This window comes from Azoarcus indigens, assembly GCF_004361735.1.
In the GTDB taxonomy this organism is placed as follows: Bacteria; Pseudomonadota; Gammaproteobacteria; order Burkholderiales; family Rhodocyclaceae; genus Azoarcus; species Azoarcus indigens.
Window position 1 is genome coordinate 411,961 of record NZ_SNVV01000001.1, and the last position, 23,942, is coordinate 435,902.

Here is a 23,942-nt window from a genome sequence, read left to right on the forward strand (position 1 = left end):
CGCCACGAGTTCCCGCCATGCTCTCCGCCCTGCTCGTGATGACCGGTATCGCCCTGGCAATCGGCGCCGCGCTGGGCTACGCCGCCGTGCGCTTCCGCGTCGAGGGCGACCCGCTGGTGGAGAAGATAGATGCCATCCTGCCGCAGACGCAGTGCGGCCAGTGTGGCTACCCCGGCTGCAAACCCTACGCCCAGGCCATCGCTGGCGGCGAGGCGGAAATCAACCAGTGCCCGCCCGGCGGCGAGGAAGGCATACGCAAGCTGGCCGATCTGCTGGGCCGCGAGTTCAAGCCGCTGTCGGAGGCGCACGGCGTCGAGAAACCCAAGGCGGTGGCGGTGATCGACGAGCAAATCTGCATCGGCTGTACCTTGTGCATCCAGGCCTGTCCGGTGGATGCCATCGTCGGCGCGGCCAAGCAGATGCACACCGTGGTCGACAAGCTGTGTACCGGCTGCGAGCTGTGCGTGGCGCCCTGTCCGGTGGACTGCATCAGCATGGTGACGCAGGCGGAAACCGTGCAGACCTGGAAGTGGCGCTACCCGGTGGTGCCGCTGCGGGTCGAAGGGAAACGGGCGGCATGACGGCGCTGCGCAAGCTGTTCTCCTTCAATGGCGGGATCAAGCCGGAACCGCACAAGGCGGCCTCCACCGTCGAGCCCATCGCCGTCGCCCCGCTACCGGCGCGGCTGGTGGTGCCCTTGTGGCAGAGCACCGGTGCGGCGGCCTTGCCGCTGGTGCAGGCCGGTGACCGGGTACTCAAGGGCCAGCGCATCGGTGCGGCCGACGGCGGGCTGTCGGTCGCGGTGCACGCGCCCACCTCCGGCACCGTGCTGCAGATCGGCCCGCAGCCGATGGCGCATCCCTCCGGCCTGCTGGCGCCCGCCATCGTGCTGGCCGCGGACGGCGAGGAACGCTGGGCGGATCTGGAGCCGGTCAATGTCGCCGGCACGCCGCCGGACGCCCTGCGCGACCTCCTGCGCGACGCCGGCATCGTCGGCCTGGGCGGCGCCGTTTTCCCCAGCCACCAGAAGCTGCGCCCCGGCCCGCATGGCACCCGCACGTTGATCATCAACGGTGCCGAGTGCGAGCCCTTCATCACCTGTGACGACATGCTGATGCGAGAACGTGCCGCCGGCATCCTGCGCGGCGCGGCACTGATGAAGCACATCCTGCAGGCGCGGGAAATCGTCATCGGCATCGAGGACAACAAGCCGGAGGCCCTCGCCGCCATGCAGGCCGCGGCCGGCAGCGAAGCGGAGGTCGTCGCCGTGCCTACCCGCTACCCGGCCGGCGGCGCGAAGCAGTTGATCCGGGTACTCACCGGCATCGAGGTGCCGCACGGCCGGCGCTCCACCGATTACGGCGTGCAGTGCTTCAATGTCGGCACCGCCTTCGCAGTCCATCAGGCGCTGGATCTTGGCCGACCGCTGATTTCACGGGTGGTCACCATAGCCGGCAATGTGGCCCGGCCGCGCAACTACGACGTGCTGATCGGCACGGCGATGCGAGAGGTGGTGGCACTGGCAGGCCCGCAGCCGGACACCGACCGCTACATCATGGGCGGGCCGATGATGGGCCTGCCCATGCCGGACTTCGACGCGCCGGTGGTGAAGGCCACCAACGCCATCCTCGCCAGCAGCCCGGCGCTGTTCCCGCCGGCGCCGCCGGAGCAGCCCTGCATACGCTGCGGCGACTGTGCCCGCGCCTGCCCGGCCGACCTCCAGCCGCTGGAACTCTACTGGTTCAGCCGTGCCCGCAACTTCGGCAAGGCGCAGGAATACCACCTGTTCGACTGCATCGAATGCGGCTGCTGCGCCTACGTCTGTCCGGCCCACATCCCCCTGGTGGATTACTACCGCTACGCCAAGAGCGAGGTCTGGGCGCACGAACGCGAGAAGGAGGCCGCCGACGCCGCCCGCCAGCGCTTCGAATTCCGCAACTTCCGCCAGGAGCGCGAGGAAAGCGAGAAAGCGGCCAAGCTGGCTGCACGCAATGCAGCTGCAGCCGCCGCGGCCCGCGCCTCGGCAGACAAGCCGCTACCCACCGGCGAGCCGGCGGATGCAGCCCCCTCCTCCACCGAGGACAAGAAGAAGGCGCTGATCGCCGCTGCGCTGGCCCGCGCCCAGGCCCAGCCGGCCGCCGCGCCGCCACGCAATACCGACAATCTCAGCGCGGATACGCAGGCCGAAATCGCCGCCATCGAGACCCGCCGCCAGCAAGTCTCCCCCCCGGCAGGAGATGATGCCGGGGAGACTTCCGCCACGTCGGCAGCGGCCCCTGGCACCGCCGACAAGAAGGCGCTGATCGCCGCCGCCATGGCCCGCGCCCAGGCGCAGCAGGCCGCCGCGCCGCCGCGCAATACCGACAAGCTGAGCCCGGCAACACAGGCCGAGATCGCCGCCATCGAGGCCCGGCGCCAACAAGCCGCCAGCCTTCCACCAGCGCCGCCCGAACCGCCAAAATGATGTACTCCCCCTTCCTGAGGCCCGCTCCGGGCGTGCGCGGCGTGATGCTGACGGTGCTGCTGGCCTTGCTGCCGGGCATCGCCACCTATGCTTGGCAGTTCGGCGCCGGCATCCTGGTCAATCTGCTGCTCGCGAGCTGCGCGGCGATGGCGGCAGAAGCCGCGATGCTGCGGCTGCGCGGCCGCGCTGCAGGGCTGGCGCTGGGCGATCTCTCCGCCGTCGTCACCGCCTGGCTGGTCGCGCTGTCGCTGCCGCCGCTAGTGCCCTGGTGGCTGACGGTGCTGGCGGTGCTGATTGCCATCGTCGCCGCCAAACACCTCTACGGCGGCCTCGGCCAGAATCCCTTCAATCCCGCGATGGCGGCCTACTGCGCGATGATGGTGGCCTATCCGGCGCTGATGTCGCAGTGGCCGGCGCCCGGCCAGCTGGATTTCAGCGCGCAGCTGGACCTCATCCTCGGCGGCGCGCGGAACATCGACGCCATCAGCAGCGCCACCGCGCTGGACGCCCTACGCACCGGCCTGCGCGCGCCCGGCGCCACGGTGGATGCACTACGGCAGACGCCGCCCTTCGGCTTCCTCGGCGGCAGCGGCTGGGAGTGGGTGGGCGCGGCCTACCTGCTCGGGGGTCTGGCGCTGCTCGCCCGCCGCGTCATCACCTGGCACATGCCGCTGGCCTTCCTGCTCACGCTGGCGGCCGTGTCCGGCACGGCCTGGCTGATCCAGCCCGCGCAATTCGCCCCACCGTGGTTCCACATCGTCTCCGGCGGCGCGCTGCTGGCCGCCTTCTTCATTATCACCGACCCGGTCTCCGGCGCTACAACGCCGCGCGGCAAGCTCATCTTCGGCGCCGGCATCGCCCTCGTCGCCTGGCTCATCCGCAGCTTCGGCGCCTATCCGGAAGGCCTTGCCTTCGCCGTCCTGCTGCTGAACATCTGCGTGCCGCTGATCGACATGAAGACCCAGCCGCCGGTCTTCGGCCACCGCGGAGGCGAGTCGCCATGAGCAGCGAAGCCACACCAAACGCCGCCCAGACCGCGCTGCGCACCGCGGCCATCATGCTGCTGTTCACCCTGCTCTTCACCGCGGCAATGGCCTACACCTACCACGCCACCCGGCCAGCCATCGAAGCCTCTCGGGAGCAGGAACAGATGCGGTTGGTGGATGAGGTACTACCGCCCGCCAGCTACGACAACGCCCTGCTGGAGGACTACGTGCTCGTCGGCCACACGCCGCCGCCGGGCCTGGACAAGGGCGCGCGCGTCTGGCGCGCCCGCCGCGCCGGCGAACCGGTCGCACTTGTGATGGAAGCCGTGGCGCCGGATGGCTACGCCGGCCGCATCGCCCTGCTGGTCGCCCTGGGCGTCGACGGCCGGGTGAGCGGCGTGCGCGTCACCGCCCACAAGGAGACGCCCGGCCTGGGCGACTACATCGACCCGCGCAAAGACCGCGACAAGCACGCCCCCTGGATCGCCCAGTTCGCCGGCCGCAGCAACGAAGCCGCCCACTGGCTGCCGACCAAGGACGGGGGTACCCTGGCCTACCGCAGCGGCGCCACCATCAGCGCGCGCGCCGTCGGTCAGGCGGTGGGCCGCGCCGCCGGCTGGGCCCAGGCCCAGGGCCCGCAACTCTACCAAGCCCCCGCCGGCAGCCGACTACCCTGAGGAAGGCGCCATGACCCGTCAGGAATTCCGCGAACTCGCCCACAACGGACTGTGGAAGCAGAACCCCGGCCTCGCCCAGCTGCTGGGCCTGTGCCCGCTGCTGGCCATCAGCACCAATATGGTCAACGCGGTCAGCCTCGGGTTGGCGACCATCCTGGTGATGGCGCTTTCCAACCTGGCGGTGGCCTGCCTGCGCAACCTCATCCCCTACGAGATCCGCATCCCGGTCTTCATCCTCATCATCGCCGCGCTGGTCACCGTGGTGGATCTGGCCTTCAACGCTTACTTCCACAGCCTCTACCTGGTGCTTGGCATCTTCATCCCGCTGATTGTCACCAACTGCATCGTGCTCGCCCGGGTAGAAGCCTACGCTGCCAAGAACCCGGCGCTCACTTCCACGGTGGATGCCGTCATGATGGGCGCCGGGCTGCTGGGCGTGCTCGCGGTGCTCGGCGCGCTACGCGAACTGGCCGCCGGCGGCACCCTGCTGGCCGGCATCGAGATGCTGCTGCCCGGCGCCAGTGCGCTGCATCTCTTCGGCGACGCCTACCCCGGCTTCCTGCTCGCTGCGCTGCCGCCGGGCGCCTTCTTCACCCTCGGCTGCCTGATCGCCGCATACAACGCCATCAACCAGCGCCGCGCCGCTCGCCGCCTCCACCCGCCCTCCAACTCGCCCCTTCCGGCGGCAGACGGGCGGGCCGGCGCAAGCGCCCCGCTCACTTCCTGACCGCCGTCCACGATGCCCACGATGAAACGCGACGCGATACGTGAATTCTTCCGCCGCCTCGCCGAAGCCAACCCGGAACCCAAGACCGAACTCGAATACGGCAGCGCCTATCAGCTGCTGGTCGCCGTCGTCCTCTCCGCCCAGGCGACGGATAAAGGGGTGAACATCGCCACCCGCAAGCTCTTCGCCGCGGCGCCAACGCCGGAGGAAATGGTGAGCCTGGGCGAGGCCGGGGTCACCGAGTACATCAAGACCATAGGCCTGTTCCGCAACAAGGCGAAGAACGTGGTCGCGCTGTCCCGCCTGCTGCTGGAACGGCATGGCGGGGAAGTACCGCAGCAGCGCGAGGCGCTGGAAGCCCTGCCCGGCGTCGGCCGCAAGACTGCCAACGTGGTGCTCAACACCGTGTTCCGGCATCCGGTGATGGCGGTGGACACCCACATCTTCCGCGTCGCCAACCGCACCGGCCTGGCGCCAGGCAAGGATGTGGTGGCGGTGGAACAGGCGCTGCTAAAGCGCGTTCCCAAGGATTACCTGCTGGACGCCCACCACTGGCTCATCCTGCACGGACGCTACGTCTGCGTCGCCCGCAAGCCCCTGTGCGGACAATGCACCGTGCGCGACCTGTGCTGTTTCCGTGACAAGACCGCCTGAAGGCGGCCGCCCCTAGGAGAACCGCCCATGTTCAATCCCAGCCGCGACCAGGTCCGCTCCTTCTTCATCGAGGCCTGGCGCAAGCACCGCGCCCATGAAGTCCTGACTCCGCTGGAGGCCATCGCCGCCGACGTCATCGGCCTGCATCCGGAGTACCACGCCGTGGTGGAAGACCCGGACGCCATAGACCGCGACTTCAGCCCGGATGACGGACAGCTGAACCCCTTCCTGCACCTTTCGCTGCACCTCGCCATCGAGGAACAGCTCTCCATCGATCAGCCGCCGGGCATACGCGCTGCTTTCAACAGCGCCTGCGAAAAGCGCGGCAGCCGTCACGATGCGATGCACGACGCGCTGGAATGCCTGGGCGAGACGCTGTTCGACGCCCAGCGCAGGGGCGGCCAGCCGGACGGCGCCGCCTATGTCGGCTGCGTGCTGAGGCGGGCGGAGCGCCACTGAAGCCCCCTCGGATATCCGCAATTGCATATCCCAAAAGGCAGAATGAAGAATGGCCGGCCGCCCGCTCCGGGCATGAAAGCCTCTCCACCGAGGAAACGCCAATGTCTTCATTCCGCCTTCGCATCGGTGCCTGCCTGCTTGCCCTGGCCCCTGCCGCAGCTTCTCTCGCTGCCTTGCCCGCCCACGCCAGGGAAATCGTCATTGGTCAGGTCGCTCCCTTTTCCGGGTCGCAGGCGGTTACTGGCAAGGCTATCCATGCCGGCGCCAAGCTCTACATCGACCATGTGAACAGCCAGGGCGGCATCAACGGCCAGCAGATCCGGCTGGTGACCCGGGACGACGCCCAGAAACCGCAGGAAACCGTGCGGCTGGTGAAGAGCCTGGTGCAGGAAGAAGCCCCCGTGGCGCTGCTGGGCACGGTCGGAACCGACAACGTGAAGGCCTTGATCGACGATGGCGTGCTGGTGCGCAGCGCCCTGCCGCTGGTCGGAGCAGTGTCAGGCGCCAGCGCGGTCATCGGTGCGCCTTCCGTCTTCGTGGTCAAGGCCAGCTACCACGATGAGGTGAGCCGGCTGTTCGAGAAACTCTCCAACCTCACCATCACCCGGGTCGGCCTGGTTTACCAGGACGACGCGCTCGGCCAGGACGTGCTCGCCGGCGCCGACAAGGCCGCCGCCAGCCGCGGCATCCAGCTTCTGGCCAAAGTCGGATACCCGCGCAATACCACCGAAGTAAGTACCGCGGTGGCCGAGATGCTGAAAACGGAACCGCAGGCCATCTTCCTCGGCGCCACCACTGCTGCCGCCATCGAATTCGTCCGCCAGTACCGCGCGAAGGGCGGCCTGGCGACCCTCTACGGGCTTTCCATCATCGACACCCAGCAGCTGCTGACCCAACTCGGGCCGGAGACCGCCCGCGGCTTCGCCTTCTCGGTGGTACTGCCGCTGGAAAGTCAGCACACCCTGGCGGTGAACCGCGAGTACCTGAAGCTGAAGGCCGGCGCGCAAAACCCCGATCTGTCCGCCCGCTCCATCGAGGGCTTCATCGCCGCCAAGGCGCTGGTCACCGCCCTGCGCCAGAACAGCGCGGCAGGCAGCCCGCTGAAGGCGCTGCAGTCGATGCGCAACCAGGATCTGGGTGGCTATCTGCTGGACTTCGGCACGCCCGGCCGCCCAGGCTCGGCGCTGGTGGATTTTGCGATGATCGGCAGCGGCGGCCGCATCGTCCATTGAGGTCCGGGCCGGCAGGCTGCCGGCCACCGCGCTTCAGATCGCCAGCTTGATCAGTGGACGGAGCAACTCGATCTCCACCTTGTGCTCGGCCAGGCTCAGCTGATAAGCCACCGCGATCAGCCGCGCCCTCGTCGCCAAGGACAGCTGCCGCGGCAGATTGGCCACCTCCAGCTCCACAGCCTCCACGCAGGCCTCCAGCAGTTCCACTGCGATCACCGGCTCGCCGGCCGCAACCTCCACTGCCCGCCGGCCAGTCAACACATACAGCACGTCCACGCCTTCACCGGCAACCGCCGCCAGGTAGGCCGCCCCAGGCAGGCGCTCCCCTTTCTCGTATTTCAATTGCGCTTGCTTCTGCACCCCTGCAAGCGAGCCAAAGTCGGCCTGGCTCATACCCAGACGCAGCCGCTCGCTCCTGAGCCGTTCTCCGATGGAGCCCATTCACATCCTGAAAGAAGTTGACAGGTACGCATTCGCGTATCACTATCTGAATTACGTAAGCTATTTGGAATCCCCATCCGGAGTATTCCGTCCTGAACCGTCATGCCAGAGCGCACGAACCTGAGCCCGAGCAATGTCGTTCAGCACGGGCTGCAACTCATGGCGGTCTATGCGAATTCCGCGGAATCCGCTGCCGCCCGTTTTCTGGAGGGCCGGATAGCCGATCTCGAAGTTGCCGCCCAGACCATAGAACGTGACGCGGCCGCATTGAATACGACCTACACCACCATTGCGCGTCTGCTCGAGTTCGCCAATGCGCCCAATGAGCATCACATCCGCCTGACGACGGCACGTGACGCCCACCGGGATCGTATGCATGCTCTGAATATCGGCATCTTTAGGGAATACCTGAAGAGAAGATCAGGCTAAGCCTTTCCGCCCCCTTTGTCGGGGCACTGCTTCATACCCATCGATGATTTGGGCGCAGGCGCGCCGGGCCACGTGCGCATGCAGACGCGGCGGGCAAGGAACGGATTATCCGCTCCCCGGCGGGAAAAAACCCTGCTGCCGCAGGGCTTCTCGTCAACGCTTGATGAACAGCCCCTGCTGACTCGCGAACCACGCCGCGAGATCCGCCATGTCCTGCCTGGACAGGGCCTGCACCTGCGCCGCCATGATTGGGTCTTTGCGCTTGCCCGACTTGTAGTCATGCAAGGCCTGTAGCAGATAGCCTTCGTGCTGGCCGGCGATGCGGGGAAAATCCGCCGTCTGGCTGTTGCCATCAGCTCCGTGGCAGGCGGCGCATACGGCGGACTTCTCCTTGCCAGCCGCCGGATCGGCCGCCTCCGATGGCAGTACGTAAAGACAGGCCAGCAGCAACGCCGACAGCGCAAGCGCCGGCCTGGGGAGGACACTTCTGGCGAGGGCGCTCATTTCCCACCCCCGTAGTAGGCGGCGAGATCGGCCATGTCCTGATCACTGAGTCCGCCGGCGATGCCCCGCATGGTGGGATGGCTGCGTGCGCCGCTCTTGTAGGCCTGCAGCGCCCGGACGATGTATTCCGGATGCTGCCCTCCCAGCTTGGGAACCGGGTACACCTCGGGAAAGGAAGTACGGTAACCCGGTATGCCGTGACAACCGATGCACATCGAGATTTTTCCTTTTGCCGCTTCGGCATTCCCTTCGGCCGCGTTCGCGGGACTACAGGTGAGTGCCACGCCTAGGGCCAGAAGCAGATGTCGCTTGAGCATGCAGCCTCCTCCGTGTGGGTTGGATGCCGTTTCCGGCACCTTGGACGCACCCGACTTCTTCTCGAACCCCGGTCCGGCGGCGGGCAGCGTACCGTTTAAAGCTAGTCCTATAATCGGCGACTACTAATCAGAGGATTCCCCGATGTCCCGTTCCCAACCCCAACTGCGCTTCGAAGGCTCCAAGGATTACGTTGCTACTCCCGACCTCATGCTGGCGGTCAACGCCGCCATCCGCCTGCAGCGCCCCTTGCTGATCAAGGGGGAGCCTGGCACTGGCAAGACCATGCTGGCGGAGGAGGTAGCCGCCGCGTTAGGCCTGCCGCTGCTGCAGTGGCATGTGAAGTCCACCACCAAGGCCCAGCAGGGGCTTTACGAGTACGACGCGGTTTCCCGCCTGCGCGACTCGCAACTGGGCGACGACCGCGTCCGTGACATCTCCAACTACATCGTCAAGGGCGTGCTGTGGCAGGCCTTCGAAGCGGAACAGCAGACGGTGGTGCTGATCGACGAGATCGACAAGGCCGACATCGAATTCCCCAATGACCTCCTGCGCGAATTGGACCGGATGGAATTCCATGTCTATGAGACCCGCCAGCTGGTCCGCGCCCGCCATCGCCCCATCGTCTTCATCACCTCCAACAACGAAAAGGAGCTGCCGGATGCCTTCCTGCGCCGCTGCTTCTTCCACTACATCCGCTTCCCGGACAAGGAGACGATGCAGCGCATCGTGGATGTCCACTTCCCCGGCATCCGCCAGGCGCTGCTCAACGAAGCGCTGGAGGTGTTCTTCGGCCTGCGCGACGTTCCCGGCCTGAAGAAGAAGCCCTCCACCTCCGAACTGATCGACTGGCTGAAGCTGCTGGTGGCAGAAGAGATCCCGGCCGAAGCGCTGCACAGCAAGGATGGCAAGGTCGCCATGCCGCCGCTGGCGGGCGCGTTGCTTAAGAACGAGCAGGACATGCATCTGTTCGAACGCCTGGTGTTCATGGCGCGGAACAATCGCTGAGGCTGGAGGCGCGCCGTGCTGATCGACTTCTTTCTCCACCTCAAGGCCCGCAAGCTGCCCGTGTCCACCCGTGAGTACCTGAACGTGCTCGATGGCCTGCGCCAGCATGTGTGCGGCCAGTCGCTGGAGGACTTCTATTACTGGTCGCGCATCTGCCTGATCAAGGATGAATCCCTCTACGACCGCTACGACCAGGCCTTCGGCGAGTACTTCAAGGGCGTCACCGAGCTGCCCGGGCTGGCGCAGGAACTGCCGGAGGAATGGCTGAAAGCGGCCGCGCGCAGATACCTCAGCCCGGAAGAGCAGGCCCGCCTCGAGAACCTGGGCTGGGACAAGCTGATGGAGACGCTGCGCCAGCGCCTGGAAGAACAGAAGGAGCGCCACCAAGGCGGCTCCAAGTGGATAGGCACCGGCGGCAGCTCGCCCTTCGGCAACAATGGCACCCATCCGGAAGGTATCCGCATCGGCGGCGATTCCGCCGGCAACCGCAGTGCGGTCAAGGTCTGGGAGCAGCGCGAGTTCCGCAATCTGGACGACCAGGTGCAACTTGGCACCCGCAACATCAAGGTCGCACTGCGCCGCCTGCGCCGCTTTGCCCGCGACGGCGCCGCGCAGGAGCTGGACCTGGACGGCACCATCGCCGCCACCGCCCATAACGCCGGCTGGCTGGACCTGATGATGCGGCCGGAACGCCACAACTCGGTGAGGGTGCTGCTGTTCCTGGACGTCGGTGGTTCGATGGACGACCACGTCAAGGTCTGCGAGGAACTGTTCTCCGCCTGCCGCAGCGAGTTCAAGCACCTGGAGTACTTCTACTTCCACAACTGCGTATACGAAAGCGTGTGGCGAGACAGCCGCCGCCGGCACAGCGAACGCACAGCCCTTGCAGACGTGATCCACCGCTACGGGCCGGACTACAAGCTGATCTTCGTCGGCGACGCCACCATGAGCCCCTACGAGATCATGCACCCCCACGGCTCCATCGAACACATGAACGCCGAGCCCGGCGCCGCCTGGCTACGCCGTCTGCTGGACGCCTACCCCGCCGCCGCCTGGCTCAATCCGGAGCCGGAGCGCCTGTGGGAATACCGGCAGTCCATTGGACTGATCCGGCAACTGGTGGCGGAGAGGATGTATCCGATGACGCTGGAGGGGCTGACCCGCGCGATGCAGGTCCTTTCACGCAAGCACTGAAGGGCTGCCGCAGCCTTGCACCGCGGCGCCGGCGCCGTTCACGGGGCGCGGTAGCTGTCCTGCGTCATCAGGTCGATGCCGCAGGGCAGGTTCTCGATCCAGGACAGGAAGCGAGCGACCATCTCCTTGCCCTCGAAGCGTGCGCCGTGCTGCGGCACGATCATCTCCACGTCCAGCGTGCGCACCATGTTCACCCAGTAGCGGCAGATCTTGTTCGACACCATGTAGCGGCGGTGGAAGCCCATCATCGACGGGATGTGGGCATCGAAGTCCTTCACCGGCTCGCCAGCCAGCACATGGTCGATCAGGGAAGCGCCCATGTCGCCGGAGAAAAGGATCTTGGCCACCGGGTCGTAAAACTGGAAATTACCCTCCGAGTGCATGAAGTGGGCCGGCAGGGCCTTGAGCTTGCTGCCGCCCAGCGGGATCAGCATGCCCTCGTCCGGAATGCCAATGATGCGCTCGGAATAATCGCGGCCGGTGGTGAAATGCGGCAGGAAGCGGGTCCACAGCTTGGAGATGAGGACGCGGCAGCGGGTCGTCACCATCCATTTGTTCAGCGAAGCGATGATGTCCGGGTCCGGGTGCGAGGCGAGGATGTAATCCAGGTTGCGCGACGGAAAATAGCGCTGCATGCCCATCAGCAGCCCGTTGTAGGTCATGTTGCCGCCCGGGTCCACCAATGCGCCGTGGCCGCCATCCACGATCAGGAACTGGTTGCACTGCACCGCATGCTCAGCCTCTTCATCCACCAGATCGTAGAAGGCAAGGCAAATATGGGTGCCGTCGTTGTAGAGCTCGACTGCCATTTTTCTCTCTCTCTGCGGAAGGCCGGATGGGGAGGCGGGCTACTCTACAGCAGTCGTAACACCCCGTAGCGGGGCATCAGCGCGGGCTTTGATGTCGATCAAAACTCGACGCTTTTTTTCCGTGCGAACAGCTTAAGAAAACGTTCAGGCGAAAAAAAGGCGGCCCCGGGGGCCGCCTTGAAGCTGCTGTCCGCACAAGTGCGAAACGGTGACCGGTGTACCCGCCGGACCGGGCGTGCTTTCATCCAACGTCATGACCGCCGGGCGGCCATGAAAGAGCAAGACGAGGCTCACTCGGTAAAAGGCAGAGGCTGCATGCCAAAGCCCTCGTCCAAGTCCTTGATCTGCCGCAGTAGTACATCGAGCTCGCGTTGCAGGCGCAGCAGCGCCTCTTCGTCGAGCAGGCGCAGCGCTTCCGGAAGCACGCCCCTGGCCGGAGAAGGTGCCCGCCCCAGCAGGGCTTCGCCGTCGGTGGTGAGATAGAGCCGGACGACCCGCTGGTCCGCGCTGGTCCGCTCCTTCCGGAGAAGCTTGGAGGTTTCCAGGCGATCCACCATGTTGGAGGCGGTGGACTGATGCAGTGCCATGCGGTTGGCCAGTTCGCCCACCCGCAGGCCAGGAGCCTCGGCGAGCTCCTGTAGCGCCCAGAGCTGGGCTCCGGTTACACCACTTTGCCGCTCTATCCACTGGGAGTGACGCTGCGCCGTCCGGATCAGGACTCTGAATCGTTGCAGGACCGACAATGGCGTGACCTGCACCCCTTTTTCCCCGGACTTCTTCAAGGCGGTGTTCGACTGCGGCATGAAAATTGGCTCCGACTATATTTGCTCAAACCATCATTGTCAAAAAATTTACCATCCCGTCCGGGGTGGCGTATCGTGTCGATCCTGCGCGCTGAACCGGAATCAGGGCAGCGGCATGGCAGGTAAACGCAGCACCCTGCGAAAAGGTTTAGCGAAAATGTAATACCCGGCGAAAGTATTTTTCCGCCCCGATTCAGAAGAATAATCTCCGTCCCCCGACCTTCGATGCCGCCCACCGAGCCCCAGCCGGATAACGCGCCGTATTCCCGCCGAACCCTGACCCAACTTGCCCGCGGCAGCCGGCGCTACGCCCTGCCCTGGTTATCCATAGGCCGATGGCACAAGCGCCTGCTGCTGGTAGGCGCAGCACTGCTCGCCGGCCTCATCGCCATCCTCTTCGCCATCGGTGCCGAACTGGCAATCGCCTTCCACCACCGGGTGATGAACTGGGCGCCCTGGCTGACGCTGGTCGTCGCCCCCGCCGGCTTCGCGTTGATGGCCTGGCTGTCGCAGCGTTTCTTCCCCGGCACCGAGGGCAGTGGCATTCCGCAGGCGATTGCGGCCTCGCTGTCGGACGACGGCCGCATCCGGCGCCAGCTACTATCCTTCCGCATTGCCATCGCCAAGGTGCTGCTGACGCTGGGCGGGCTACTGTCGGGCGCCTCGGTCGGCCGGGAAGGTCCGTCGGTGCAGGTGGGCGCCTCGATGATGCACATGCTGGCCGGGCGCCGGCGGCACCGCATCGCCTCCAGCCACGATCTCATCGTCGCTGGCAGCGGCGCTGGCATCGCGGCGGCCTTCAACACACCGCTGGGCGGCATCATGTTCGCCATCGAGGAGATGTGCCGGCACCGCTCCTTCCGCGCCAACAGCACCACGCTGACGGCGGTGATCTTCGCCGGCCTGATGTCGCTGGCACTACTGGGCAATTACACCTATTTCGGCCGCACACCCTCTGCCATCCAGTGGCATGAGAGCATCTGGCCCATCCTGATGTGCGGGGCGGTCGGCGGCCTGCTGGGCGGCGGCTTTTCCCGCCTGCTGATCGCCTCGGCGCGCGGCCTGCCAGGGCAGATCGGCAAGTTCTCCACCGAGCGGCCAGTGGCCTTTGCCGCCGCCTGTGGCCTGGGCACCGCCCTCATCGGCCTGGCCACAGGCGGCCTCACTTACGGTACTGGCTACGAGGAGTCCAAGGCGGCGCTGGAAGGCACCTCCGCCCTGCCGATGTATTTCCTGCTCGCCAAGATGACGGTGATCTGGCTGGCCTTCGTCTCCCGCATTCCCGGCGGCATCTTCGCCCCAGCGCTGGCGGTGGGCGCCGGCCTGGGCACGGACATCGCCATGATGCTGCCCGGCGAACAGGGCTCGGCCATGCTGGTGCTGGGCATGGTGGCTTTCCTCGCCGGCATGACGCAGACGCCCATCACTTCCTTCGTGATCGTCATGGAGATGACCGCCAACCACCAGATGCTGCTGCCGCTGATGGCAACAGCGGTAGTCGCCCACGGCTTCTCCAAGTCGGTATCGCCGGTGCCGCTGTACCACGCGCTAGCGCATCTTTCTTCCCGCCGGGCGGAACGCCGCACCGTACCGATACAGGAAGAGACGACGGCGCTGCAGAAATGAGAAAAAGGGCATGTCCCTTGCAGGACATGCCCTTCCGCCCCACCAGGCCGACAGCGCCAGCCGGGGAGTCCGCAGGGATCAGTTCGTGCCGCTCATCGCCAGCATCAGCTGGTTGATCCGCTTCACGAAGGTCGCCGGATCGTCCAGCGTGCCGCCCTCGGCGAGCAGGGCCTGGTCGAACAGCACCTGGGCCCAGTCGTCGAAATTCTTGTCCTCGTACTTCAGCCGCAGCACCGCCGGATGGTTCGGGTTGATCTCCAGGATGGGCTTGGAGACGGGCGCCGACTGGCCAGCCGCCTTCAGGATACGCGCCAGGTTCATGCCCATGTCGTGCTCGTCGGCGACCAGGCAGGCGGGCGAGTCGGTGAGCCGCAGCGTCACCTTCACGTCCTTCACCCGCTCGCCCAGGCTGGCCTTCATCTTCTCCAGCAACTCCTTGTAGTCGTCGGCTGCCTTCTCGGCTTCCTTCTTCTCCGCCTCGTCTTCCAACGCGCCCAGGTCCAGGCCGCCCTTGGCGACGGAGACCAGTGGCTTGCCGTCGAACTCCGGCAGGTTGCCGATCACCCACTCGTCAACGCGGTCGGACAGCAGCAGCACCTCGATGCCCTTCTTGCGGAAGATCTCCAGGTGGGGGCTATTCTTGGCGGCGTTGAAGGTCTCGGCGGTGACGTAATAGATCTTGTCCTGACCCTCCTTCATGCGCGAGATGTAGTCGGCCAGCGACACGGTCTCTTCCGGCGTGTCCGCCTTGGTTGAGGCGAAGCGCAACAGACCGGCGACCTTGTCCTTGTTGGCGAAGTCCTCGCCCACGCCTTCCTTCAGCACCTTGCCGAATTCCTTCCAGAAGGTGGCGTACTTTTCCTTGTCGCCGGCTTCCTCGCTGGTCGCCAGGTCTTCGAGCAGGCCGAGGATCTTCTTGGTGCAGCCGGCCCGGATCGTGTCGATATCCTTGGACTCCTGCAGGATCTCGCGTGAAACATTAAGCGGCAGGTCGGCGGAATCCACCACGCCGCGCACGAAGCGCAGGTAGGCCGGCAGCAGCTTCTCGGCGTCGTCCATGATGAAGACGCGCTTCACATAGAGCTTCACGCCATGCTTGGCGTTGCGGTCCCACATGTCGAAGGGTGCGTGGGCCGGTACGTAGAGCAGCTGGGTGTATTCGTGGCGGCCCTCGACGCGCGAGTGGGTCCAGGCCAGCGGCTCGTCGTAGTCGTGGCCGACGTGCTTGTAGAAGGCCTTGTACTCGTCGTCGCTGATGTCGTTCCTGGAGCGCGTCCACAGCGCATTGGCCTGGTTGATGGTCTCGTACTCATCGCGCAGCACCTGCTCCTTCTTTTCCTCGTCCCACTCTTCCTTGCGCATCACGATGGGCTGGACGATGTGGTCGGAGTACTTGCGGATCAGGCTCTTCAGTTTCCAGCCGGACAGCAGGTCCTCCTGGCCTTCACGCAGGTGCAGGGTGATCTCGGTGCCGCGGGAGGCCTTGTCCACTGCTTGGACGGAGTACTCGCCAGCGCTTTCGCCAGTCATCGCGCACTCCCACTTCACACCCTCGGCGGCATCCAGACCGGCGCGACGGCTGAGCACGGTGACCTTGTCGGCGACGATGAAGGCGGAGTAGAAGCCGACGCCGAACTGACCGATCAGGTGGGCGTCCTTCTTCTGGTCGCCAGTGAGCTTGCCGAAGAATTCCTTGGTACCGGACTTCGCAATGGTGCCGAGGTGGGCGATCGCCTCATCCCGGCTCATGCCGATGCCGTTGTCGGCGATGGTGATGGTGCGGGCGCTGCTATCGAAGTCGATACGGATCTTCAACTCCGAGTCCGATTCATACAGCGCCGGCGTGTCCAACGCCTCGAAGCGCAGCTTGTCGCAGGCATCGGAGGCATTGGAGACGAGCTCGCGCAGGAAGATCTCGCGGTTCGAATACAGGGAGTGGATCATCAGGTGAAGCAGTTGCTTCACTTCGGCCTGGAAGTTGAGGGTCTGGGCGGACGCCGCTTTGGCTTCGGACATGGAACAACTCCGTACAGGTTTCCCGGGGCCGGCGGGCCCCGCGTGTCATTTAGATAAAGGGAAACGGTGAATCGCGCCCGCAGAGATGGGGCCGCCGAAGCGCATTTCAAGCCCCGGGGGCGAATGCAGGCCGGAATTACTCGTACTGGATGGCAGCGACTTCCAGCTCCCGCATGCCGGCAGGGCTCATGAAGCGGACAACGTCGCCCTCGCGGGCCTTGAGCAACGCCCGCGCCAGCGGCGAAATCCAGCTGATGCGGCCAGCGGAAGCGTCCGCCTCGTCCACGCCGACGATCTGCCAGCGCTGCTCATTGCCGCCGTCCAGGTCGGTGATGGTCACCGTCGCCCCGAAGAACACCTGGTCTATGCCCTGCTGCCGCTCGGGGTCGACCACGTCGGCGCTCTCGATGCGCTTGATCAGGAAGCGGATGCGGCGGTCGATCTCGCGCAGCCGCTTCTTGCCGTAGATGTAGTCGCCATTCTCGGAGCGGTCGCCGTTCGAGGCCGCCCAGGCCACCGTCTCGACCATCTTGGGCCGCTCCACCCGCACCAGATTGTCGAGTTCTTCGCGCAGCACATTGTAGCCACGCCGCGTCATGTAATTCTTGCTGCCGGGCGGCAGCCGCAGGGTGGGAGACAGTTCTTCGTCATCGTCCCCACCCTCGCTTTCCTTGACGAATGCCTTGTTCACGATGGGTGTTCCGCTTGCCGGTGAATCCCGCCGATGGTACGGCAAGCGCCACCGGCGGGCCAGGCCGCGGCGTAGGCGCGGCCTCAGTGATAGATCGCGGGTTGGGTCAGCAGCGCATCGTAGTGATCGATGAACTCGCCGAAGTCGTCCGCCTCCTCCGAGTTGGCCAGCAGGCTCAGTTCCTCGCGGAAACGGTGCGCCGCCTCGGCCCGGATGAGGGTGCCACGGCCGCTGCGCTTGTCTATGACCTCGACCGCATCCTGCGCAGGGTAATCCACCACATACAGCACGGGGTTGTTGCAGACGACGTTCATGGTTTTCGCTCCCGTCACGACAGTCCCGGTCAAAGCGCCGGGGAAACTGCGTCGACGCCTCCCACATGGGCACGCCGGCACCGCCTTTCAAGCCCCCGCGCTGAAGTTGTCATTCCGCGGGGCCCCGCATACCATTCGCCAAAGACCCTTCCACCATAGGCGCTATCCCTGCGGGGTACGCTACATCCAGGCCTTCTTCCATGACCGATGACGCGTTCGACGAGGTGACCAGCCTGCAGGCCCGTCTCGAAGCCCTGCGCGGCGAACACCGCGATCTCGATGAAGCCATCGCCAGGCTGGCCGACTCACCGTCCGACGACGAACTGCTGCTGCGCCGGCTCAAGAAGCGCAAGCTGGCGATCAAGGACCGCATCACCGTCGTCGAACGCATGCTGCAGCCGGACGATCTCGCCTGAGCAAGCACCGGTCCTGCCGCAGGCAGCGCCACGCCGGCTATCCTTCTCCCTTCAGCCGCCGACCCCAGGCGCGACCCCGGAGTTCCCGATGACCCAACCCGGCAGTTTCGGCCGGGAGACGCTGGCCCTGCATGCAGGCCAGTCTCCCGACCCTGCGCATGGCTCGCGCGCAACGCCCATCCACTTCACCACCAGCTACGTTTTTCCGGATGCGGAGTACGCCGCAGCCCTGTTCAACCAGGAGCGCCCCGGCCACGTCTATTCGCGCATTTCCAACCCCACCAACGCGGTGCTGGAAGAACGGGTGGCGGCGCTGGAAGGCGGCGTCGGGGGCCTTGCCGTAGCAAGCGGGCAGGCGGCGCTGCACCTCGCCATCGCCACGCTGACCGGCGTCGGCGGCCATGTCGTGGCTTCCCGCGCCCTTTACGGGGGCTCCCACAACCTGCTGGGCTATACCCTGCCCCGCTTCGGCATCCAGACGACCTTCGTCGATACCGCCGACATCGATGCCTGGCGTGCGGCCATCCGTCCGGAAACCGCGCTGCTGTTCGGCGAGTCGGTCGGCAATCCCGGCCTGGATGTACTCGACATCCCAGCCGTCTCCGCCCTCGCTCACGAAAACAAGCTGCCGCTGCTGGTGGATGCGACGCTGGTCAGCCCGGCGTTGCAGCAGCCGCTGGCGCTGGGAGCCGACCTGGTCATGCATTCGGCCACCAAGTATCTCGGGGGCCATGGCGTCGCCGTCGGCGGCGTGCTCGTGGATGGCGGCCGCTTCGACTGGGAAGCCGCGGGGCGCTTCCCCACCCTCACCGAGCCTTACGACGGTTTCCACGGCATGGACTTCGCCGAAGAATCGCCGGTGGCGGCCTTCCTGCTGCGCGCCCGGCGCGAAGGCCTGCGCGACTTCGGCGCTTGCCTGTCGCCGATGAACGCCTTCCAGATCCTGCAGGGCCTGGAAACGCTGCCGCTACGCATGCGCGCCCATGTCGCCAACACCCGTGCCGTTGCCGCTCACTTGGCCGCACACCCTCTCGTGGAACGTGTTGCCTATCCGGAACTAGAGAGCCACCGTGGCCACGCCCTTGCCGCCAGGCTATTGCCGGATGGCTGCGGCGGCGTCCTTTCCTTCGATCTGCGCGGGGGCCGCAACGCCGGCAGGGTTTTCATCGGCGCACTGAGGCTGTTCTCCCACCTGGCGAATGTGGGCGACGCAAAATCGCTCGTCATCCATCCTGCCAGCACCACCCATTTCCGCATGTCCGCGGCCGACCTCGCCGCCGCCGGCATCGGCGAAGGCACCATCCGGCTCTCGGTCGGGCTGGAGTCGGCGGACGATCTGCTCGCCGACCTGGAGCGCGGCTTATACGCCGTCGGCAAACTGCTGAAGAGCTGACGCATGGACATCCAGTTGCAAGGCCACGCCATCCGCCTGTACCACGGCGGCAGCGCCTTCGATAAGAACCGGCCCGCCATCCTGCTGCTGCACGGCGCCGGCCATGATCATAGCGTCTGGACTTTCCAGGCCCGCCATCTCGCCCAGCGCGGCTTCACCATCGTCGCCCCCGACCTCCCCGCCCATGGCCGCTCCGCTGGCCCGCAATTGTCTTCCATCGAAGCCCTGGCGGCATGGACCCTGGCCCTGGCGGACGCGCTGGAACTGGATCGCATCCGCCTCGCCGGCCATAGCATGGGCTCGCTGATCGCCCTGGCCGCCACCGCAGCTGCACCACAGCGCATCACCGCCCTCGCCCTGCTCGGCAGCATCGCGCCCATGCCGGTGGCGCCTGCGCTACTACTGGCCGCCCAGGAAGACCGCGCCCGCGCCCATGGCATGATCAACCAGTGGTCCTATACCCCGCGCGGTCAGTTGGGCGCCTCTCCAACGCCCGGCAGCTGGCTTACCGGGGCCAACCTGAGCCTCATGGAGCGCCAAGCGCCAGGGGTGCTGGCCACTGACCTCGCCGCTTGCAACGCCTGGCAGGACGGCCTGGCCACTGCCGGCCGGGTCGTCTGCCCCACCCTGCTGATCTGCGGCGAACGCGACCAGATGACCCCGCCGCGTGCGGTAAAACCCTTACGCGATGCCCTGGTCAACGCCCAAGGTGGTGCGCGTATGATGGAGATTCCGGGGGCCGGCCATGCACTGATGGCGGAGGCACCGGATGCGATAAGCGATGCGCTGCGGGGGTTCTTCACCGATACCTAGAACAAGAGATCACCGACCAGGCTTTCCGGCGCGCCTTCTGGCGCCGATCCACGCTTGCATCCCCCTGGTCCGCCCCCGTTCTGCTGCCTGACGACAACCTTGACAGGAGAGAGACATGTCGCAGCCGAACGATAGCCAGCTCCAGCCTGAGGCCGAGGGCCTGCCCTTCCCCAGCGTCCGCGACGTTCCGGCCACGTCCCCGCTGCGTTGGCTGGCGCGCGGCTTTTCCGATCTGCGGGCCTGCCCCATCCCCAGCCTGTTCTATGGTTTCTGCTTCGCCGGCATGGGGCTGTTGATCACCCTGGTGTTCGAGCACGCTTATGAGTACACCTCGGCCCTGACATCGGGCTTCCTGCTGCTCGGCCCTTTCCTGGCGATGGGTCTTTACGAACTCAGCCGGCGCAAAGAACTGGGCGAGCCTTGCGCGCTGCTGCCGACACTGATGGTATGGAAGCGCAACGCCGGCAACCTTGGCATCTTCGCAGTCGTGCTGGGCGTAATCTTCCTCGTCTGGGCGCGTGCATCGCTGATCGTGTTCGCGCTCTTCTATACCAGCGAGCTGCCGAACCTGAGCGGCTTCCTGGAGCAGATCCTGGCCATGGAGAACCTGGAGTTCCTGCTGGTGTATTTCGGCGTTGGCCTGTTGTTCGCCACCATCGTGTTCGCCGTCAGCGTGGTTTCCATTCCGCTGATGCTGGACCGCAACCAGGACGCCATCACCGCCATGCTCGCCAGCATTGGTGCGCTGGCCCGCAACCCCGGCGCCATGCTGGTGTGGGCGGCCTTCATCGTAGGCCTGACGGTGCTCGGTTTCCTCACCTTCCACGTCGGTCTGGTGGTGCTGATGCCATTGATCGGTCACGCAACCTGGCACGCCTACCGCGACATCGTGGCGCCAGAAGCAAGCCGCTGATCCAGCTCCGACGCGGATCAATCCTCCAGCGTCAGCAGCAGTGGCTGGTGGTCAGACGCCGCCGTCGCATCGACGATTTCCACCGCGCTCAGACGGCTCGCCAGGTCATCGGTAAGAAAGGCGAAATCGCAGCAGTAAGCGCGCTTGGGCCACTCCGCGCCATGCAGGCCGACACTGGGCGCGTGCGGACGGCTGCCGTGAAGCACAGACCAGGCATCCCGCCATGGCCTTGCTCCCATCTCGTCTGGCGCGATCATGGCAGCGTAGTCGGCCGCCCCGGGTTCACAATTGAAATCGCCGCATATCAGTGCGGATGCCGGCCGCGGCCGGGCGGCGAAAGCCGGGCTGCCCTTCTTCGCCGGAACCGGCTTGCGGGCGACCTCGGATGCCTCGGCCTGGATCTCCCGTAGTGCGGCAATCTGGGCATTGCGCTGGCGGGCAGAGTAGTACTCCAGATGCGTCGTCATGATCCGGACCGGGCCCCACGGCAACGTTATCACCGCTTCTATGCACGCCCTCTGCATGCTGGGCAACGTAGTCTCGGCCGGGGCGGGCAGCAGGCGATGGAAGACCTGCCCGACCGGCAGCCGCGACAGCAGCAGATTGCCGAAGCGCGCACGGCCGCCGTCCTCGCCCGGCACATCCACCGCCGGCCCCCAGATCGCCAGGTGATCGGGAAAGGCATCACGCAACAAAGCCACTTCGTCCTCAGCGCCACCGCCTGGCAGCCCCGGAAAGCACTGGGCGACCTCCTGCAGGCAGATCAGCTCCGGCGCGCCCATTTCGCGCAGCGCGGCGATGGTGCGCTCAGGCCGCACCGCACCGTCCGCACCCCGGCACCACTGGATGTTCCAGCTTACGATTCTCGTCATCTTCCTTGCCTAGTCGTCACCCTTGGCACGCCACGCATACTCCGCATCCGTGCGAGGCCTCATAATTCGCCACAGTCGGACTACCCCTTCCATCATGAAGCATAGTCATCACCACGCGGGCCATGGCGAACATGGCGGACACCCGCATGCGCATGAGCATGCCCACAGCCACGGCTCCCAGGGCCAAGCCGGCCATGCGCACCATCATGACCACGCGGCCAGCCGCTGGCTGCCGCTGGCACTCACGCTCACCCTGAGCTTCGCCCTGGTGGAGGCGATCGCCGGCTGGTGGTCCGGCTCACTCGCGCTGCTGGGCGATGCCGGCCACATGGCGACCGATTCAATGGCCCTCGGCCTGGCCGCCGTCGCCGCCCGCCTGGCGAAACGCCCGGCCAGCGAGCAACACTCCTTCGGCCTGCAGCGGGTAGAGAGCCTGGCGGCCCTGGCCAACAGCGTGTTCATGCTGCTGCTGGTCGCCGCGCTGGCATGGCAGGCCGTGCTGCGACTGCTCGCCCCGCGCGAAATCGCCGGCGAAGCGGTCACTCTGGTGGCCCTGGCCGGCCTGGGCATCAATCTGCTGGTAGCCTGGCTGCTGACCCGCGGCGAGGGCGACCTCAACACCCGGGGCGCATTGATCCACGTGATGGGCGACCTGCTCGGCTCGGTGGCAGCCCTCAGCTCCGGGCTGGTTATCCAGCTCACCGGCTGGACGCCTATCGACCCGTTGCTGACCATGCTCATCAGCGGCCTCATCCTCGCCTCCACGGTCAACCTGCTGCGCCGCGCGGTGCACACCCTGCTGGAGGGCGTGCCAGAAGGCATCTCATTGCAGGAGGTCGGTACCGCGATGGCCGGAGTCAAAGGCGTGGCTTCGGTGCACGACCTCCACATCTGGAGCCTGGACTCCAGGCGTTCGGCATTGTCCGCGCATGTCGTCGTCGCCGACTGGCAACGCTGGCTGCAGATCCTGCCTGCGATGCAGCAGTTGCTGGCCAGACGCTTCGGCATAGAACATGTCACCCTGCAACCGGAACTCCCGCCTGCCGAGCCTCTGGTGTTCACTCCGCTCGGTTCACGCTCAAGCGACGATCACGGATAATCCGGGCGCTCCCCGTAAGGACCGCAATCATGCATTCGGCTCAGGAACTGGTCAGCCATGTAGAAGCACTGGCGTCGCTGCCCACGGTTTACCAACGCATCCGCGAGCAGTTGGACTCCCCAGATGGCTCGGTACTGGAAGTTGCCCGCCTTGTCAGCGCAGACCCGGCACTGACGGTACGCCTGCTCCGGCTGGTAAACAGCGCGCTCTACGGCTACGGCGGCCAGGTGGATACCGTCAACCGTGCGGTACAGATCCTCGGGCTGCAGCAAGTACATGACCTGGTTCTCGCCATGTCGGTGAGCGCAGTGTTTTCGGGCATCCAGCCGGAACGCATGGAGATGGGCCGTTTCTGGCGCGGCAGCGTGATGTGCGCCCTGGCAGCCCGCACCATCGCCCAGGGCTGCGGCCTGCCCTCGGCGGAGCGCCTCTTCGTCATCGGTTTGCTGGCCGATCTCGGCCACCTTGTGATGTACCAGACCGTTCCCGCCCTGGCCGCTGAGGCGCAGGACTGCGCCGACCGCGGCGAAGAAGCACTGCATATGGCGGAACAACGCATCGTGGGCTGCGATTACGCCGAAGTGGGCGCCACCTTGATGGACCACTGGCGCCTGCCCCCCTTTTTCGCCGAAGTCGTCGGCGCCCAGATCGTGCCGCGCTTGGGTGGAGACCATTCTTTCGACGCCGCCATCCTGCACGTCGCCAGCGCCCTTGTGCAGGCGGACCGCCGCGGAGAGGCCAGCAGCGCGGCCGCAGAGCGCATCGCGCCTTCGGTCTGGTCGCAACTCAATATGTCCCCCGAAAGCCTCAGCCGCATCCGCGAGGAAGCAGAGCTGAACCTCGCCGCTTATGTCTCTCTTTTCTTCCCTAGCCTGAAGATGCGCTGAGGGAGGGGTAAAGGGCTCTGTGCCCTGGTCAGGCGGCATCACCCGCGTTCTGGCTGCAGCCAGAACGCGCCCTAAAAACCATACTAAATGTAGTGCCTGGCAACTATATGAAATACAAAGTTATTTTGTATTTCATTGATTTAAATCATTTTTTTGATTTTGCGTCTTTGGCCGACGCGCGCTATCCTTCTAGGAGTCAT

27 protein-coding genes are annotated in these 23,942 nt (G+C 65.9%); 18 read left to right on the plus strand and 9 right to left on the minus strand.

Going from position 1 to position 23,942, the window contains the following annotated elements; all coding sequences use genetic code 11:
• Positions 1-17: 17 nt before the first annotated feature.
• The 8 genes from rsxB to C7389_RS01935 all read left to right on the plus strand — a co-directional run bounded on the left by rsxB (position 18) and on the right by C7389_RS01935 (position 7,199).
• Positions 18-581: an electron transport complex subunit RsxB gene (gene rsxB / locus C7389_RS01900; protein ID WP_133587777.1), complete on the plus strand. Its 564-nt coding sequence runs from the start codon at positions 18-20 to the stop codon at positions 579-581.
• Positions 578-2,464, plus strand: a complete 1,887-nt coding sequence (rsxC, locus tag C7389_RS01905) for an electron transport complex subunit RsxC (RefSeq protein ID WP_133587779.1) — start codon at positions 578-580, stop codon at positions 2,462-2,464. Before rsxB ends, rsxC begins: the two co-directional genes overlap by 4 nt.
• A complete protein-coding gene (locus C7389_RS01910) occupies positions 2,461-3,468 on the plus strand; it encodes an RnfABCDGE type electron transport complex subunit D (protein ID WP_133587781.1) in 1,008 nt (335 codons plus the stop codon). Before rsxC ends, C7389_RS01910 begins: the two co-directional genes overlap by 4 nt.
• Positions 3,465-4,127 carry an RnfABCDGE type electron transport complex subunit G gene (locus C7389_RS01915; RefSeq protein ID WP_133587784.1) on the plus strand — a complete coding sequence of 221 codons (663 nt, stop codon included), beginning with the start codon at positions 3,465-3,467 and terminating at the stop codon, positions 4,125-4,127. The genes C7389_RS01910 and C7389_RS01915 overlap by 4 nt, the downstream gene beginning before the upstream one ends.
• 10 nt (positions 4,128-4,137) lie before the next feature.
• Entirely contained in the window at positions 4,138-4,854 is a 717-nt protein-coding gene (locus tag C7389_RS01920) for an electron transport complex subunit E (RefSeq protein ID WP_133587786.1), read from the plus strand.
• A gap of 21 nt (positions 4,855-4,875) precedes the next feature.
• A complete protein-coding gene (nth, locus tag C7389_RS01925) occupies positions 4,876-5,508 on the plus strand; it encodes an endonuclease III (protein WP_133587788.1) in 633 nt (210 codons plus the stop codon).
• 27 nt (positions 5,509-5,535) lie between these two features.
• Complete coding sequence (locus C7389_RS01930; RefSeq protein ID WP_133587790.1) at positions 5,536-5,967, plus strand: DUF1841 family protein; 432 nt, start codon at positions 5,536-5,538, stop codon at positions 5,965-5,967.
• A 101-nt stretch (positions 5,968-6,068) separates the two neighbouring features.
• The gene (locus C7389_RS01935; RefSeq protein WP_133587792.1) at positions 6,069-7,199 is read left to right on the plus strand and encodes an ABC transporter substrate-binding protein; all 1,131 of its coding nucleotides are present in this window, start codon (positions 6,069-6,071) and stop codon (positions 7,197-7,199) included.
• 33 nt (positions 7,200-7,232) lie between these two features.
• Here C7389_RS01935 and C7389_RS01940 read toward each other — a convergent pair whose 3' ends face one another.
• Entirely contained in the window at positions 7,233-7,640 is a 408-nt protein-coding gene (locus C7389_RS01940) for a helix-turn-helix domain-containing protein (RefSeq protein WP_133587794.1), read from the minus strand.
• Between the two features lie 102 nt (positions 7,641-7,742).
• Here C7389_RS01940 and C7389_RS01945 point away from each other — a divergent pair, with 102 nt between their 5' ends.
• The gene (locus C7389_RS01945) at positions 7,743-8,069 is read left to right on the plus strand and encodes a hypothetical protein (protein WP_133587796.1); all 327 of its coding nucleotides are present in this window, start codon (positions 7,743-7,745) and stop codon (positions 8,067-8,069) included.
• 153 nt (positions 8,070-8,222) lie between these two features.
• On the opposite strand, the gene C7389_RS01950 is transcribed toward C7389_RS01945, so the two are convergent.
• Together C7389_RS01950 and C7389_RS01955 are read right to left on the minus strand one after the other, a co-directional pair.
• The gene (locus tag C7389_RS01950) at positions 8,223-8,573 is read right to left on the minus strand and encodes a c-type cytochrome (RefSeq protein ID WP_133587797.1); all 351 of its coding nucleotides are present in this window, start codon (positions 8,571-8,573) and stop codon (positions 8,223-8,225) included.
• Entirely contained in the window at positions 8,570-8,890 is a 321-nt protein-coding gene (locus tag C7389_RS01955; RefSeq protein ID WP_133587799.1) for a c-type cytochrome, read from the minus strand. Before C7389_RS01955 ends, C7389_RS01950 begins: the two co-directional genes overlap by 4 nt.
• Positions 8,891-9,032: 142 nt before the next feature.
• On the opposite strand from C7389_RS01955, the gene C7389_RS01960 reads away from it, so the two are divergent.
• Both C7389_RS01960 and C7389_RS01965 read left to right on the plus strand, forming a co-directional pair.
• Positions 9,033-9,896, plus strand: coding sequence for an AAA family ATPase (locus tag C7389_RS01960; RefSeq protein ID WP_133587801.1), 864 nt, complete (start codon positions 9,033-9,035; stop codon positions 9,894-9,896).
• A gap of 15 nt (positions 9,897-9,911) precedes the next feature.
• Positions 9,912-11,090 carry a vWA domain-containing protein gene (locus tag C7389_RS01965; protein WP_133587803.1) on the plus strand — a complete coding sequence of 393 codons (1,179 nt, stop codon included), beginning with the start codon at positions 9,912-9,914 and terminating at the stop codon, positions 11,088-11,090.
• A gap of 38 nt (positions 11,091-11,128) precedes the next feature.
• Here C7389_RS01965 and C7389_RS01970 read toward each other — a convergent pair whose 3' ends face one another.
• Both C7389_RS01970 and C7389_RS01975 read right to left on the minus strand, forming a co-directional pair.
• On the minus strand, positions 11,129-11,899 hold the full coding sequence (locus tag C7389_RS01970; protein WP_133587805.1) for an oxygen-binding di-iron domain-containing protein: 771 nt from the start codon (positions 11,897-11,899) through the stop codon (positions 11,129-11,131).
• A 290-nt stretch (positions 11,900-12,189) separates the two neighbouring features.
• Positions 12,190-12,702: a MarR family winged helix-turn-helix transcriptional regulator gene (locus C7389_RS01975; RefSeq protein WP_133587807.1), complete on the minus strand. Its 513-nt coding sequence runs from the start codon at positions 12,700-12,702 to the stop codon at positions 12,190-12,192.
• Between the two features lie 225 nt (positions 12,703-12,927).
• Between C7389_RS01975 and C7389_RS01980 the strand changes: the two genes are divergently transcribed.
• Positions 12,928-14,328: a chloride channel protein gene (locus tag C7389_RS01980; protein ID WP_133587809.1), complete on the plus strand. Its 1,401-nt coding sequence runs from the start codon at positions 12,928-12,930 to the stop codon at positions 14,326-14,328.
• A 78-nt stretch (positions 14,329-14,406) separates the two neighbouring features.
• Here C7389_RS01980 and htpG read toward each other — a convergent pair whose 3' ends face one another.
• From htpG to C7389_RS01995, 3 genes are all read right to left on the minus strand, one after another.
• Positions 14,407-16,344 (minus strand): molecular chaperone HtpG, encoded by a 1,938-nt coding sequence (gene htpG / locus C7389_RS01985; protein ID WP_133587811.1) that lies wholly within the window; start codon positions 16,342-16,344, stop codon positions 14,407-14,409.
• A gap of 136 nt (positions 16,345-16,480) precedes the next feature.
• On the minus strand, positions 16,481-17,035 hold the full coding sequence (gene greB, locus C7389_RS01990; protein WP_133587813.1) for a transcription elongation factor GreB: 555 nt from the start codon (positions 17,033-17,035) through the stop codon (positions 16,481-16,483).
• Positions 17,036-17,118: 83 nt separating this feature from the next.
• Complete coding sequence (locus C7389_RS01995; RefSeq protein WP_133587815.1) at positions 17,119-17,349, minus strand: DUF3567 family protein; 231 nt, start codon at positions 17,347-17,349, stop codon at positions 17,119-17,121.
• Between the two features lie 200 nt (positions 17,350-17,549).
• Between C7389_RS01995 and C7389_RS02000 the strand changes: the two genes are divergently transcribed.
• The 4 genes from C7389_RS02000 to C7389_RS02015 all read left to right on the plus strand — a co-directional run bounded on the left by C7389_RS02000 (position 17,550) and on the right by C7389_RS02015 (position 20,884).
• The gene (locus C7389_RS02000) at positions 17,550-17,765 is read left to right on the plus strand and encodes a YdcH family protein (protein ID WP_133587817.1); all 216 of its coding nucleotides are present in this window, start codon (positions 17,550-17,552) and stop codon (positions 17,763-17,765) included.
• Between the two features lie 88 nt (positions 17,766-17,853).
• Complete coding sequence (locus C7389_RS02005; protein ID WP_133587819.1) at positions 17,854-19,158, plus strand: O-acetylhomoserine aminocarboxypropyltransferase; 1,305 nt, start codon at positions 17,854-17,856, stop codon at positions 19,156-19,158.
• Between the two features lie 3 nt (positions 19,159-19,161).
• Positions 19,162-19,971 carry an alpha/beta fold hydrolase gene (locus C7389_RS02010; protein WP_133587821.1) on the plus strand — a complete coding sequence of 270 codons (810 nt, stop codon included), beginning with the start codon at positions 19,162-19,164 and terminating at the stop codon, positions 19,969-19,971.
• Positions 19,972-20,086: 115 nt separating this feature from the next.
• Positions 20,087-20,884, plus strand: coding sequence for a DUF2189 domain-containing protein (locus C7389_RS02015; protein ID WP_133587823.1), 798 nt, complete (start codon positions 20,087-20,089; stop codon positions 20,882-20,884).
• A 17-nt stretch (positions 20,885-20,901) separates the two neighbouring features.
• Here C7389_RS02015 and C7389_RS02020 read toward each other — a convergent pair whose 3' ends face one another.
• Positions 20,902-21,756, minus strand: coding sequence for an endonuclease/exonuclease/phosphatase family protein (locus tag C7389_RS02020; protein ID WP_133587825.1), 855 nt, complete (start codon positions 21,754-21,756; stop codon positions 20,902-20,904).
• A 94-nt stretch (positions 21,757-21,850) separates the two neighbouring features.
• Here C7389_RS02020 and C7389_RS02025 point away from each other — a divergent pair, with 94 nt between their 5' ends.
• On the plus strand, positions 21,851-22,855 hold the full coding sequence (locus C7389_RS02025; protein ID WP_133587827.1) for a cation diffusion facilitator family transporter: 1,005 nt from the start codon (positions 21,851-21,853) through the stop codon (positions 22,853-22,855).
• Positions 22,856-22,884: 29 nt separating this feature from the next.
• Positions 22,885-23,742 carry an HDOD domain-containing protein gene (locus C7389_RS02030; RefSeq protein ID WP_133587829.1) on the plus strand — a complete coding sequence of 286 codons (858 nt, stop codon included), beginning with the start codon at positions 22,885-22,887 and terminating at the stop codon, positions 23,740-23,742.
• The last annotated feature ends 200 nt before the right edge of the window (positions 23,743-23,942 follow it).